The sequence below is a fragment of the Motilibacter deserti genome, from assembly GCF_011250635.1.
GTDB classification, from domain to species: Bacteria; Actinomycetota; Actinomycetes; order Motilibacterales; family Motilibacteraceae; genus Motilibacter_A; species Motilibacter_A deserti.
Genome location: NZ_JAANNP010000001.1, coordinates 555,257 through 568,548, shown reverse-complemented (window position 1 = coordinate 568,548; position 13,292 = coordinate 555,257). Strand labels below are relative to the sequence as shown.

The following is a 13,292-nucleotide window of genomic DNA, read 5'->3' as shown; positions in this document are numbered from 1 at the left end:
CCGGAGTCCTACGGTGAGCCGGCCTCGCAGCGCGGGACGCTAGGTCCGCACGACGGGCACGTAGGCCACCACGCGGGCGACGGCCGCTCGCGCGAGATCCGCCGACGCGACCGCTGCTGCCGGATACTCCCGGAGTAGCTCGTCGGCGTGGACCGCGGGGATGTAGGTCGGCGAGAGCCGTGACCCGAGTTCCCCGGCGAGCCATGGCCCGTTCGTGTAATGCACAGCCTGCACCGGCGTGAAGCGCTCCTCGTCCCAGCGGTGCTCGTCGAGGGGACGTGGAGTCGGGGTGCTGCTTTCCGCATCGAACCAACCAGGCAGTGCGAGAACGTCACCGTTCGCAGAGGTGACCGCGAAGGTCAACTTCCTCTCCGCCCAGAGCACTACGAGCGCCTGCGTGTGTGGAACGTCGGCGCGCAGACGCAGGTGGACGTCCGCGACGCCCGGCACGGTCACGGTCATTGCACGGACCCTAGCTCGCGGCATGCGGTCCCAGAGCCAGGGCGGCGTTGCCCGTGTCATGACCGCGCGGAGCAGTGGAGGGGACAGAACAACTGACCGAAGGAGCCCACCGTGCTCGCCACCACCCTCACGCGCCTCCCGCTGTTCCCCGTTCCAACCGGCTTCACCCAGCTCGACGAGGACATGGTCACGCCGATGGAGCCAGGTTGGTCGCAGCTGATCATCGGGCGGGTCGGGGTCGGCAAGACCACGCACCTGGGCATTCGGGCGGCAGCCGCAGCGGCCTCGACCGCAGAGGCGCGGCCTCACGCCACCGTGCTCATGCTGTCCACCGACGACGTCTCCGGTCACAACGCGGTGCGTGACGCCGCGGAGCGCCTGGCTGCAGGCGCGAGCGACCGGCTGCGCCTCGCCTCGGCGACGACGCTGGCCGAGCTCGCAGACGCCGTGTACCGCACGGTGCAGAGCGCGTGTACCGAGGCAGCGGCCGCAGGTGTCCCGCTCGCCGAAGCCGCTCCGGTCGTCGTGTGCATCGACGACGCCGACCACCTCGACATCGGCTTGAGCCGGCGCTCCCTCGGCCGCGCGCTGCGTTCCCTGCGCACGCTCGACCCGGTCGCCCTCGACGCCGCGTGCGGCACCCGGCACGAGGACTACTTCCCAGGCGGCTTCCCCGCCCAGCTCGTGGGTCACCAGATCCTGATGCTCGCCACCCTCGGCGTGACCGTCGACTGCGAGACCGCTCCCAGCTTCGCCTCGCTGGAGGAAACACGCGAGTACTCGCAGTTCATCGCGGGCTTGGACGGCGGGCAGCCGGTCTGGGATGTCCAGCCCGGTGACCAGCCCGCGCCCGGCTGGAGCTGCCTCATTGACAGGTTCGAGCTCCAGCACGCCTCGTCGATCATCGCGCTGCACCCGGCGCTCAAGGCGCCCGACGGCAGCCTCGAGGCGCAGAACGACCTGCTGTGGGCTGTGTAGGTCAAGTCGGGGGCGTGCACGCGGCGAAGCCACACTCCCCTGGGGCCCGCCCACCCCGGGCAGGCCTGACCAGACACGTAGAACCACGCCGCCCCCTTCGAGCTCTCGGAGGGGGCGGCGTCGTCTTCACCCTTCGTCGCCCGCAGCCGGCCGCGCTACAGATCAGGCCGCAACGGCTACGACCGCTGGGCGGGCACGAGCCGGTAGCGCCGGCCGTCCGCCATCAGCTGGACAGCGGCATCCGGACCTGTCCGCAGCTCGAGGAGCGCCAGGCGCACCGTGCGCGCGGTGTAGACGCGGCCAGAGGACGTCAGGACGCCGCCAACCTCGCGCGCGGTCGGCGTCGCATTCCCCGTCAGCGCCATGTCCCGCAGCGCCTGCAGCACATGCGCCTGGGCGCCAGCTGGCGCTGACTGCGTCGTCGACTCCGTCTCGGCAGGTAGCCGGTACTGCCCGCGACGAACCCGGACCAGACCACCAGCCCGCGCCAGCTCCTGCAGGACCTCAGGGACTGTGTAGCGGCTCCAGCCGGCGAGCTCGAGCTGGTCCTGCATCTGGGGCACCGTGAACGTGCCCCCGTCTGCTGCCAGTGAGCGAGCCGCCATGAGCACAGCTGCCACAGCGGCTCGGGGACGCACAGTGAGCCGCCGCTGGACGCGACGCCCGAGCACGTACTCGCTCACCGACAGGGGCCGACACTCCAGGCGGAGGTGCGGCCGCGGCGTTCGCAAGCCGTTTCTCCCACTCCACCAAATAGTCGTTGTTCAAACCCTGACCCTCACGAGGACAGGTACCGACAGCCACGAGGCTTGCCTCGTGGCTGTTGTCGTTCCAGATCGCCTCCCACACCGCGAAGTCGACCTCATCGACGCGGGGGACGTGCGCCTGCACGCGAGGACCCTGCGACCCGCCTTGGACCTCCACGGGCGACACCCTGACGACGGCTGTATCGCGCACGTCGTCGTTGAGGATCAGCCCGAAGGGCTCGCTGAGCTGACCCAGTACCTGACCGTCCTCGCCGACGAGGATCGTCGTGAAGAAGGCCTGCACGAAGAGCCGCTGCATCAGCGGCGTGGCCGCGCGGTAGGCCTCGGCGCAGTCGCGCACGAGATCGAGCGCCCGAGCGAGGTTGTCTTCGGCCGTTCCGACCTGTTGGACGACGGTCTTTCGCCTGGCGGCCAGCGCTTCGAGGGCCTTCCCGATGCGCTGCTGCTCGGACTTAACGAGGTCGAGCGGGATCGCGTCGGCGTAGACCAGCTGCAGTAGCTTGCGCCGCTCGTCCTCCAGGCGTTGGGTCTCGCGCTGAATGTCGTCAGCTTGCTTACGGATCTCGGCGAGGGCGCGGCTCAGCTCGTCGCGGAGGAACTCCTCGACCGTCTGCCGGAAGGCGGCCGTTAGCTGAGCTTGGTCGAACAACCGGTCGACCCGTCCTTCGAGCTTCAGCCGGGACAGTGAAGCTCGCGACACCGAGCGGCTCAAGCGAGTCTTGGCCGACGCAACCCCGGCCATGCGGGACGCCGTCATCGACGGCTTCGCCTTCGAGCCGGCCGATCTCGCCCGGGTGGCGACGCCGGAGACGCTCGACAAGATCGTCACCGACGGCCTGGCCCTCCGACTCGGGGACGCCAGCTTCGCCGACGAGATCTACCGGGACATCCGCCAGCAGGCCATCGGCATGCCTGAGCGCCTGCACGACGCCCGCACGTCCATCCGGCTCACGCAGCCTGACCTGCCCGCCGCCGTGCCGGTCTTCGTCACCACGGTGCGCTGGGAGTTCACCGTCGTGCCGACCTACGCCACGCGGCGCTTCGCCTGCCTGTCCGACTGGGACGAGTACCGCGACCTCGACCAGGACACCGCCGCCACCTCCGCCTGGTTCGTCAAGCCCGAGTCCGGTCTCGACGCCGGCGCCCCCGAGACCTTCGAGCTCGTGGAGTTCATCGTCGACGGACAACCCAGGCCAATCCGGCGCAGCGCCAAGGCCGGCAGCCAGACGTACAGCGTCAGCTTGCCCCGGCAGACGCTAGAGGCGGGGGAGCCGGTCAAGGTCGCCGACACTGACCTCGGCCCACGGGCACCTGCTGCAGCTACGCGTTGACCAACCGACCCGCGGGCTGACCGTCGACCTGGACTACAGCGACTGCGACGTCGCCTACGTGAACGTCCTGGACTTCATCGCCAGCAGCCAGCGGACGCGCGTCTCGCAGACCTCACAGAGCGTGCCGGGGCAGAGCGTCAGCGTCCAGTTCGACGGCTGGGTCTTCCCGCGCTCCGGCGTCGCGTTCGTTTGGGTCCTAGCGACGGAAGCTCCAGATCGAGGCTCGCTAGTAGTCAAACAAGCCATCATTAGCAGAAACGTCGCCCCGAAGGACGTCAAGGCGAATCGTTAACGTACGGAGAGGCTCATCAGCAGAGAGCCGGAAGGGCTCAGACGCAGTTACGTGAAGCTCAGGACGGCCCAGCAGCCTCCTCGGAGTCGCCGGGATACGCTTCATTTGGATCACTAGCAAGGGGCAGTCAGCTCCGCGAGCTATTTGTACTGCTCCAGGCGAGGGGCTTGACCGAGGCGTACGCCGCTCAAATCCGAACGGCGCTATCCAAGGACATCGTCCCGCGAAGACAGCGTCGATCGCATTGGCCACGGCTTGGTCCTTAGTCCATATGGCCCCATAGCTGCGGAGGAACCATCCAACAAAGGGCACCCGCCTCCAGAAGCGGCTCACCACCGGCATAATGCGCGGATCCAATACGCAAGCAACGACCCCGTCCCAGTAGCTGTCGTGACGTGAGACGGCGATGAAAGCGGACGCGGGCAGTTCGCCAGACCACTTCAGGCGGAAGCGGGTCTTGACACCGAGAATGATAAGGCTCGCTATGAGCCGGACTACTGGTCCGCGGCCTGCAACCTGGGGTGGACGTCGCCGGTGCCGTGCAGACGATGAGTAACGCGGATCATACGCGACGTAGTCAGCCAGTGATCTCATGCCCCGTACCTGCCCCCCGTGCCCTAGCATCCGCTGTCAAGACGGGGCTGGTTAGGTCCCTCGGTCCTGCTGCCGTGCTTCGCGACATACGAACGAACCAGCAGCATAGCCGACGGTATCCGCTCCTTGTGGCGCGCAGCATGTTCAGCTACGGTCCTCCATCACACGTGGTGCGAATGGCGCGGGGAGGGTCTACGTGATGGGCAATAGTTCAACCAGGGGGCTAGTCGAGGAGATTGCCCGTCTCCTCCCCGAGGCGCGGGTACGATCTTTTGACTGCGATTGGGTCGGACCAGACGCAGCGCCTTTAGAAATTGAGCTGAAATCTCCGGAGGCTGTACTACAGGTGGTGCGTGCGCCTAGAGGACTGGGCCTTGCGCGCGCCTGGGTGACCGGCAGCATCGATATCCATGGCGATATCTCCCTGCTTATGCCAAGGGAACACGTGCTTAGGTCCCCGCGGCTAGCAGTGGCCCTCGTGTCAACCGCCACGCACGTGGTTAAGGCTGAGGGACTCGGGGTTTTGAGAGCGACAGGCGCGGCTCCAAATGAATATAAGTCAGCTCGCCCTGGGACTCACTCAATTGAGGCTGATGCGAGTGAACTAGACTTTCACTACGGTATGTCGCCGGAGTTCTATCGGCGGGTCCTCGGCGCATCAATGACATACTCCTGCGCAATATTCCCCACGGAAGACGCGTCGCTTGAGCAGGCGCAGGACTTTAAGCACTCTTTGGTCGCCGCCAAGCTGGAGCTGGACGCGTCTTCTCACGTCCTAGACCTGGGGTGCGGTTGGGGCGGATTCCTCGAATATGTGTCACGTACGGTGGACTGCTCCAGCTCTGGCGTAACGGCATCGGCTACCCAGTACAGGCACCTGCAGGGTTCACTAGACAGTGAGTCCGCCCGAATCCTGTTCGGCGACTACCGTCGGGTTTTGCCGCTGGAGGGGGTGACATGCGGTACAAGCATTGGAATGTACGAGCACGTCGGTCGGCGAAACTCTCTGCAGTTCTTCGAACTAGTACGGCAGACGCTGCCGCCGCGAGGACTATTCCTGAACCAGTCCATTGTGCGTCGCACCGGTAGTGAAAAGTTCCGACGAAACGGGTTCACCGAGCGGTTCATCTTCCCTAACGGCCACGTCTTCAGCTTGAGCGAGCAGATACGAGATATCGAACGGGCTGGCATGAGGGTGCTCCACGTAGAGACCTTCGGCGAGCACTATGCGCGTACACTGTCGCACTGGCGTAAGAACCTCGAGATGAACTGGAAAGAGTGTGTACGGCTAGCAGGGGAGCCGACCGTTCGAGCTTGGAGGATGTACCTGGAAGGTGCGAAGTATCGATTCGACACCGGCGTGGCTGACCTCGCACAAGTCCTGATCCAGCGGCCTTGAGCAAGGCCAATAGAAGTAGCCTCCGGGGGGAGCCATGATCGATCCGCTGCTGCCCCAGCAGATAGCTGGACTCTACGGCCGAGATGGCTCGGTCTTTGCCACTCACATCCTTCGCTCGTTCCAGCCGAAGGTTCTCATAATCATCTACTCGACGGCCCTGCTCCTTGGTTTGATTATCTGGACTGCTGCGAGCGGAGACTTGCTAGGAGCAAGTGAGCACCCGTGGGCCTTCGCCCTCTTCGGCGACAATCCCGGCAAGCCTAAGAGCGTACGGCTTCCTCTGTTTCTCGATCCGGTTGGGATAGTGCTGATCCTGACAGCCCTATCGGTCCCGTTGTTGTGCGCACAACAAGTAGTCGGCATCAACAAGTTCAACGAGATGAACGAACGCAATATGCAGTACCGCGTTAGTTCTCTTGATCTTGCTAAGCTGAACCAGCTGGTAAGAAAGACCAACCGAGCGTTCTCCTTTGTTGGGTCTCGCTGGGTCTCCCTGGGCATACTGATGATGTCCTGTTGGAACGCCGTCATCTTCAAGAACAACATAGACAAGTATGGCCTACTTAGTAGCTGGAATCCGTCGCGCTTGACCGACGATGATTGGCGGAAGGTGGCATACAATGGCTGGTGGGCGAACGACCAGTCGAACAGGGCGCTGTCGACTGCTGTCGTCGTAATCGGGACGTATCTCACCTACCACGTAACGAAGCAACTTGCGATGGGCATTATTTTTGCGGTGTTCGCGGGGCGAGCCTTGAAGCGAGGCTTCGGAGTTGCCCCCAACTTGGAACTCAACACCGACGGTTACCACGGCTTGCGCGACCTCAGGTACTTCATGCAATGGACGTACGTTGCAACTACACTCGACTTCTTTATGATGATGGGGATCCTCGTCGTGTGGCTGCCCTTCAACGTTCTAACTGTGTTCATGCTCCTCGTAGTAGTGGCCACAAACGTGCTGACGGTCCTATACCCGACATCCGTCGCGATCGGCGGCGCGCTGCTGGAGAAGAAGCACTTCGTCCGGATGCTCGCCAACTCGTCTACCGGGGACGAACTGGAGAAGCAGGTCACGCGCGTTTGGGCGGCTCCCTCCATCCCATTCCGCCTCCGCAGCGCCTTGAGCGTCATCACAATTTATCTGCTGCTACCCACCTTGCTCGCGTTGGTGTCAGCTCTCCTAAAGTGAGGGGAAAGTGAGTTTAGGCCGCGCTACACGTGCACGATTACGCCCTTGCGGCAAAGTGCCCATTACAGTACTATTGGTATTATTAGTTCGTTAATCGAAGTGGAAGGATGAAACCGATGCCGGAGGCGCCCACGATTCGCATGGTGCGTGAGGGCGGGCCGAACGCGCCTCTCGTGCTGTTCCTACCCGGATTGACGGGGAACAATAGTCAATGGGACCCCGTCGTGGAACGCTTGGCGAGCAGGGAGCTTTCTATCGCCTACGGTGCACCTATTCGCCCACATCCTGCTTTCGATGGCAAGCAGCCAACGGTAACAGAACTTGCCGCCAGGATGAAAGCGGAGTTGGACTCCCGCTCGTACTCCTCTGCGGTTGTCGTTGCTCACTCGGTTGGGGCTTTCGTAGCCTTCGCGCTATGTCGGCTGCTACCCGATAGGGTACAGACGGCGATCCTGCTAAACGGGGGTCTCACCACGGTCGCGCGCTTCCTGGATCGACCAGTGGTAGAGATGAGTCACGAACCGATTAGGTGTCTCAACGCCATTCGCCTTTTCGCCCTCGCCGGGTCCCCGACACCCCCAGGCGTAAAGCGTGTTATAGCGTCGTCCCCTCGCTTGACTCGGTTACTACTAGGTAAGCTGGCGAGCGAGGACACCGTGGCGTCGCAGAAGCAACGTGCTTCTCTTATTGAGCACGGAGGGAGCACGGACGTGCTGCGCGCTCTTTGGACGAATCGTCACCATTGGCAAGAGTTCCGCGCGTACGCGCACTTGATTGAAGCTCACGCCATCTTCGTCGTAGGAGAGCTCGATCCCATGAGCAACGAGGCGGACACCCGGATCATGGCCTCAATGTTGCCCGACGCTCACCTGCGAAGCATTTCAGGAATAGGGCACGTGGCACCCGTTGAGACCGCGGCGGTCGTTGCTGGCCTGGTTGGCGAGGCTATAGACGGGCTACGCGTCTCTGGCCCACACTGAAACAAGGTCCATGCTAATGGATGTTACGCGCTTTAGGCAAGTCAATCACCCATACGCCGCTGTTGTCGTTCACGAGGAGCAGGCCGTGACTGACTTCCCGAAAAGCAGCTTCTCGGTCTCCTAGCCCTGCAGCGAAAGCCCACGTGTCCTGTGAAAGGACGAACGCAAGGAAGGCTGATCGTGAGGGCCACCTGCCCCACACAATTTCTGCGAACGGGTGGATTGTCGCTCGTTGCTTGGTGTGATCATCTAGTTTTGCGATCACTACCTGTCGCTCCGGTCCCGGATTGATGACGATGCTTCCGTCGCTCATGGGACCAATCTCGTCGGTGACCTTGGGATTCGACACGAGGGCGTGTACCTCAAGACGAGAGTCCGGTGGGACCTCGACTGCCAACGCCTCAAGTACGGATGCCTCCGATGGGCCGCTGGCGATATAGCAAGCTGTTCCTTCTGTTCCAGTCACCGCCGCGACCATCAGAATAGCCGATGCCGATGCGCCCGGACTGTTCACTTCGCCCCCTCTGGTCTTGCCTTCAGCATGGAGGTGACCGCGCTGTAGCCGGCCTCAGCGCCGGCTAGGAGTGCTGCCGGATCACGAGTCCAATACGTGACGCGGATTCCGTCGCTAGTCGGGGACAGGAAGTCGATGTGAGGTGCGGCGCCAGATTCTGTTGCCGTTCCCGTGTTGTGCTGGAACGAGCCGCGGCTCCGCAGGTACGCAGAGCCGAGTTCCGGAGCCCACAGGTCAAGCCCCCGAGCGAGGACGCGTCGTCCGAATGACAGGACGTGGGGTCGTGCAGGTACTTCAGCGCCCGACAGAAGGGCCAGTACGTGAGTCGCCCCGTCGGCTTGAGCCGCCTCGGCCGGGTGCGTCAACAGCAATGCGCCGTCAGCGTACCGCTTATTCGCGTATTCGAATGGGTGGGGTGCGAGGATGGGAAGCCAGCACGAAGCGCACAATAGTTGACGGACGTCGGTAGCGTGTCTGCCGCGCGTATCCCACCAGACGGGCAAGATCCCGTCAACGTCTGTCACGACAACGTTCAGTGAATATGGTAAGACAGCTAGAGACTCGTCAGTGAACCGGAGACCCTCTACGAGTGAAATCAGGCTACTCGTGGAGAAGGGCCGCCGTGCAAAGTCTAGATAGCCTTTGAGATCATCCCACGCGCCGCCGGTTGCGACGCGAACAACGTTGATTGCGCCCGAGGAGACACCGTAGACACTGTCGAACACGCGTAGCGCTCCGGCATCTCGCAGCGCGAGTAGCATTCCGGCAGTGACAATCCCGCGCATCGCGCCACCCGGGACGGCGAGCGCAAGTCTGTGATGATCAGTCCTTCCGGCGATGCGTGCGTGCAAGATGTCGCGCAGTTCGTGGGTCCGGCGATTCGCCACAGGTTGTGCATCGTGGCCGCCAGCTAGGCTCGGCGGGATCGGGTCGACATCCAATAGATTGCCTGGGGCCTCTCTATCTCCGGACGCAACTTGCGCTCAAGTCACGACTGTGGGTCTGGAACGCTCCGCGGTTGCGATGGCCCCGGGGCTGAGGTCAAGGACTCCGATGCGGGTCCACGCCGGTGGCGTCGGTGGTGGTCTTCGGGCCTGAAGCGCAGTCACAACGAACGACTCATCGCCCGGCTGCCTAGAGGCGTGGGAAACTGGGCGACGCAGATCCCGCCCCCTCCGTTCACTCCGGAGTCGTCATCGACGATTGCCACGACCGTGAACATGTTGGACATGGCAAGCACTCTCTCACATTGCTTCTCGTTCCGTGGCCTACGACGTCATGCGGTATCGCCGGTGGTGCGCTGCGTACGGGGCACCACAGGCGCTTCGCGTACCGGATCGGCGGGCGCGGCGAGCGTCCACGAGGTTCCCTCGATTAGCGCGTACCGCTGCTGGGGATGCCAGCTTCCTGGTACGACCCGGGCTGAAACCAGTTCGCCCTTACTCGGTCTCGGCAGACCGAGTGCCTCAGCGACTAGCGGATCGTTGTCCTGATGTCCTAGCACGACGATGCCCTCGGGTCGGAGCCGGTCGCGAGCGCCGCCGTTGCCGCGAGCGCGCTTCATGAAGTCGTCCTGCTGCGCAACGGTAGCGAGCTCAGCGCGGCGGACGATCCGGCGCTGGACTGACCGGAACAACTCATTGACGCGGGCCTGCCCGTGTTGCGAGCCGCGCTTCGACTTGGCGGCGAAGATGCGCTGGCGCACTGTCGGGTCCAGCGTGAGGAAGAGGTTCGGTGGAAGCTGGCGTTGGCCACCCCAGAGCCAGCGGATGTGCGACCGCCCCTCAGCGGAGAGAGTGCCCTTTACATCACGATTCGTGCCGCGGTTCATCCGCTCCGGCGTGACGCGTACCAAGCCCGCCCGCCAGCTCGCCTGCTCGTCGACAGCCGTAACTACAAGTGCCAGGTGCCCGATGACCTCCGGGGGCAGCATCCACTGTCCTGTCATCGAGTACTTGCAGTCCACCTCGACGCCCGCGATCCGGTAGTCGGTGGCGTCTCCATCATCGAAGTTGAAGGCACGGTGCAGGTTGATCTCGACCAACGTGCCCATATGGGTCTTCTCGGTCCGGTGCAGCTGGTGGAAGTTCCAACGACCCGTGTGCTGCCCGTCGTAGAGCTGGTCGAGCGTGTCTCGCAGCACGGTCGCGAAGCGGCCGCCGCCCCGGTCGAGCTCGTACAGCGCCGAGATGACGGACTCCAACTCGTCGTCGCCGTCTCCACCCAGACTCTGGTGCGTCCCCAGCTGCACTTGCCGCTCCCCGTAGTGTGTCGGACCTAACGGGGAGATCATGGCCGGCTACCGTCGGCAGCATGGCAGGCCACCCGCTGCCCGCGCCCGGGAGCTCCGAGCTGCGCGAGTTACTGGCGCGTGATGAGGCGCGCTTGCTTTACAAGTCTCTGCACCGACGGGAGTGCTCCACAGGACGTCTCAGCCGCGCGCAGCTCGACCTGTGGCATCGCAACGCGGTCGACGGGCAGCCCCCGCTGGAGAATCTGCTCGAAGATCTTGAGCGTGTGTTTCGCCTGGAGTGGAGGGGCGACCCTCAAGCGAGTGAAAGCACCGTCGCACTCGTTGGTTGGGCTCAGCGGCCTCGGACGACGCAGACTGATGCACTTGACGTACAGCCGATCAGCTTGCGCGTCAGGGCGCAGGTTCTCGAGTCGAAGCGGTGTTCTCAGTGCGGCCGTACTCCCGACGATCACGGAGTCGTCTTGTCGGTTGAGAGGATGCTGCCGATCTCATGGGGCGGTTCCGCGAACATAGAGAATCTGCACGCGCTCTGCGAGGAGTGCGCCGTCGGCCGGTGGCAGTATCTTGAGACGTTTGCGGCGCACGCCGACGCCATCCGCGTCGCTGTGACATACGACGAGCCGCAACGCCGGATCGGAGAACTGCTGCGCACGGTTCATCCGAAGTGGATTCGGTCTGACGTGCTGGGGGTCGTCGCCAGCGCAAAGGAGTACCAGGAGGACTGGCAGAGGCGCTTACGTGACCTACGCTTCCTCGGCTGGGACTATGAAGTGCAGAAGACGGGGCAAGAGGGCGTCAGAGTTTGGTCCTACTACCGACTCACCAAGTCCGCTCCGTGGCCGGCGAACATCCCGCAGGCCATCAAGGACGAGGAGGCTCTCCGCAAAGCAAAGCGCAGAGGCTAGACCGCCGCCCGTAGCTCGCCATTGCCAATTCGGGCGGCCTCGAGAGCCTGACGAATCTGCTGTCCGACGGCCTTTGCGACTGGCGGCGGGAAAGCATTACCGACTTGCCGATACGCGGCGGTCTTCTTACCGTAGAGGCGCCAGTCGTCAGGAAACCCCTGCACTCGGGACACCATCGGGAGCGTCAGAGCAGGCAGGTGGTCTGGCGGCGCATCCGCCGCAGGCGCGTCGTTGCCCACGATCTTGCCGTTAACGCCAAGGGCTAGCCATGCAGCCCGTGCCCGCGTTGGGCCAAGATCGGGTCCTCCGTGCTTGCGCGAGCCACCGACGAGGGTAGGAGCGATCCCGCTCGCGCGGCGAGCCCAGTCGTCTGCCCCCGCCCAGCCGTAGACGCCCATCAGGTCCTTCAGCAGCTCGCCAACGGTCGGGGGAGCGGGCTGCGGCTCGGGCCAGGAGAAGTGCTGAAAGGCGTCGGCACGCAGCGCTACCAGGATGAACCGGGGCCGGAGCTGAGACACCCCGTAGTCCGACGCGTTCAGCAGCTTCCAGTCGTGCTGGTAGCCGAGGTCTGTCAGCTCGTCGAGCACCTGTTGGCGGTAGCCATCGAAGCGGGGGCCCGAGAGACCCCGGACGTTCTCGAGCATGACCGCCTGGGGTTCGATCTCGCGCACAAGCCGCAGCGCCTGAGGAAACAGGTCGCGCTCATCGTCGGCTCCGAGCTGCTTGCCAGCGATTGAAAACGGGGGGCAGGGTACACCACCTGCAACGAGGTCGACCTGGCCTTTGAACGGCCTCCCGTCGAAGTGGTGGACGTCCTTCTCGACCACGTTCCACTCGGGCCGGTTCAACCGCAGCGTCTCGCACGCGTCCATGTCGATCTCGACGACCGCAGCATGGCCGAATCCTGCCTGTTCAAGTCCCAGAGCTTGCCCGCCGGCGCCTGCACAGATCTCTAGGCAGGTCAACTCGGACACGCTGTCACTCCCACAGTCGTACAGTCTGATGCGCCACAGACGCCGGCGGGTCGAACAGGTGTTCGTCCGCTCGTCGTCATCCTGCCAGACGACGCGAGCATGTGCGAGGACCTTCGTGACCGTGAACGACAGCGTGTCGTCTGGCGCTGACCGCCGCGCTCGCGCACGGCAGCGCGCTTACGAACGGGGGGTGTACCCCGCGCCTCAGTCCCCTGGCCGCTCGCGGAACATGCAGGCGAATCGACGCCGGGACACCAGACCAGAGCAGGGTCTACGGCGGGCGCTACACGCCGCAGGCTACCGGTTCCGGGTGGACTACCGCCTGGACCTTGGTGACCTGCGGGTACGGCCTGACGTCGTCTTCCCTCGCGTCAAGGTCGCGATCTTCGTGGACGGGTGCTTCTGGCACGCCTGCCCTGAGCACGGGCGTCCGCCAACCACGAACACGTGGTACTGGAACCCGAAGCTCCGCAGGAATCAGAACCGCGACGAGCTCGTGACAGGCACGCTCCAAGCCCACGGCTGGCTCGTGCTCCGCTTCTGGGAGCACGAGGCACTTGTTGAGGTTGTCGAGCGAACCTCCGCCGTGCTGGCGGAGCGGTACGCGGAACTCGCTCATCCTCGCCACCGAACAGCCGCAGTTCGCTAGCCTT

General features: G+C 64.0%; 14 protein-coding genes. 7 read left to right on the top strand and 7 right to left on the bottom strand.

Going from position 1 to position 13,292, the window contains the following annotated elements; genetic code table 11:
• Positions 1-39 precede the first annotated feature (39 nt).
• The gene (locus G9H71_RS02615) at positions 40-462 is read right to left on the bottom strand and encodes a hypothetical protein (RefSeq protein WP_166277337.1); all 423 of its coding nucleotides are present in this window, start codon (positions 460-462) and stop codon (positions 40-42) included.
• Between the two features lie 111 nt (positions 463-573).
• On the opposite strand from G9H71_RS02615, the gene G9H71_RS02610 reads away from it, so the two are divergent.
• Positions 574-1,440 (top strand): hypothetical protein, encoded by an 867-nt coding sequence (locus G9H71_RS02610; RefSeq protein ID WP_166277334.1) that lies wholly within the window; start codon positions 574-576, stop codon positions 1,438-1,440.
• A 176-nt stretch (positions 1,441-1,616) separates the two neighbouring features.
• On the opposite strand, the gene G9H71_RS02605 is transcribed toward G9H71_RS02610, so the two are convergent.
• Complete coding sequence (locus G9H71_RS02605) at positions 1,617-1,994, bottom strand: hypothetical protein (protein ID WP_166277331.1); 378 nt, start codon at positions 1,992-1,994, stop codon at positions 1,617-1,619.
• The gene (locus tag G9H71_RS02600; protein ID WP_166277328.1) at positions 1,945-2,964 is read right to left on the bottom strand and encodes a hypothetical protein; all 1,020 of its coding nucleotides are present in this window, start codon (positions 2,962-2,964) and stop codon (positions 1,945-1,947) included. Before G9H71_RS02600 ends, G9H71_RS02605 begins: the two co-directional genes overlap by 50 nt.
• Between G9H71_RS02600 and G9H71_RS02595 the strand changes: the two genes are divergently transcribed.
• Positions 2,948-3,538 (top strand): hypothetical protein, encoded by a 591-nt coding sequence (locus G9H71_RS02595; protein ID WP_166277324.1) that lies wholly within the window; start codon positions 2,948-2,950, stop codon positions 3,536-3,538. The genes G9H71_RS02600 and G9H71_RS02595 overlap by 17 nt on opposite strands.
• Positions 3,539-3,764: 226 nt before the next feature.
• On the opposite strand, the gene G9H71_RS25435 is transcribed toward G9H71_RS02595, so the two are convergent.
• Positions 3,765-4,424, bottom strand: a complete 660-nt coding sequence (locus tag G9H71_RS25435) for a lysophospholipid acyltransferase family protein (protein ID WP_407939655.1) — start codon at positions 4,422-4,424, stop codon at positions 3,765-3,767.
• 388 nt (positions 4,425-4,812) lie between these two features.
• On the opposite strand from G9H71_RS25435, the gene G9H71_RS02590 reads away from it, so the two are divergent.
• The 3 genes from G9H71_RS02590 (at position 4,813) to G9H71_RS25430 (ending at position 7,992) form a co-directional block, all read left to right on the top strand.
• A complete protein-coding gene (locus G9H71_RS02590) occupies positions 4,813-5,823 on the top strand; it encodes a class I SAM-dependent methyltransferase (RefSeq protein ID WP_166277321.1) in 1,011 nt (336 codons plus the stop codon).
• A gap of 34 nt (positions 5,824-5,857) precedes the next feature.
• Positions 5,858-7,012, top strand: a complete 1,155-nt coding sequence (locus G9H71_RS02585) for a hypothetical protein (protein WP_166277318.1) — start codon at positions 5,858-5,860, stop codon at positions 7,010-7,012.
• A 107-nt stretch (positions 7,013-7,119) separates the two neighbouring features.
• Positions 7,120-7,992, top strand: a complete 873-nt coding sequence (locus tag G9H71_RS25430) for an alpha/beta fold hydrolase (protein WP_407939654.1) — start codon at positions 7,120-7,122, stop codon at positions 7,990-7,992.
• Between the two features lie 510 nt (positions 7,993-8,502).
• Here the strand turns inward: G9H71_RS25430 and G9H71_RS25425 are convergent.
• Positions 8,503-9,393 (bottom strand): patatin-like phospholipase family protein, encoded by an 891-nt coding sequence (locus tag G9H71_RS25425; RefSeq protein ID WP_407939668.1) that lies wholly within the window; start codon positions 9,391-9,393, stop codon positions 8,503-8,505.
• Positions 9,394-9,782: 389 nt separating this feature from the next.
• Positions 9,783-10,757, bottom strand: coding sequence for a NaeI family type II restriction endonuclease (locus G9H71_RS02570; protein ID WP_331272698.1), 975 nt, complete (start codon positions 10,755-10,757; stop codon positions 9,783-9,785).
• A 62-nt stretch (positions 10,758-10,819) separates the two neighbouring features.
• Between G9H71_RS02570 and G9H71_RS02565 the strand changes: the two genes are divergently transcribed.
• Positions 10,820-11,665: an HNH endonuclease gene (locus tag G9H71_RS02565; RefSeq protein WP_166277305.1), complete on the top strand. Its 846-nt coding sequence runs from the start codon at positions 10,820-10,822 to the stop codon at positions 11,663-11,665.
• Here the strand turns inward: G9H71_RS02565 and G9H71_RS02560 are convergent.
• Positions 11,662-12,630: a DNA cytosine methyltransferase gene (locus tag G9H71_RS02560; RefSeq protein ID WP_166278967.1), complete on the bottom strand. Its 969-nt coding sequence runs from the start codon at positions 12,628-12,630 to the stop codon at positions 11,662-11,664. The two genes, G9H71_RS02565 and G9H71_RS02560, sit on opposite strands and share 4 nt — an antisense overlap.
• Here G9H71_RS02560 and G9H71_RS25420 point away from each other — a divergent pair.
• Complete coding sequence (locus G9H71_RS25420; protein WP_407939653.1) at positions 12,536-13,288, top strand: very short patch repair endonuclease; 753 nt, start codon at positions 12,536-12,538, stop codon at positions 13,286-13,288. The genes G9H71_RS02560 and G9H71_RS25420 overlap by 95 nt on opposite strands.
• The last annotated feature ends 4 nt before the right edge of the window (positions 13,289-13,292 follow it).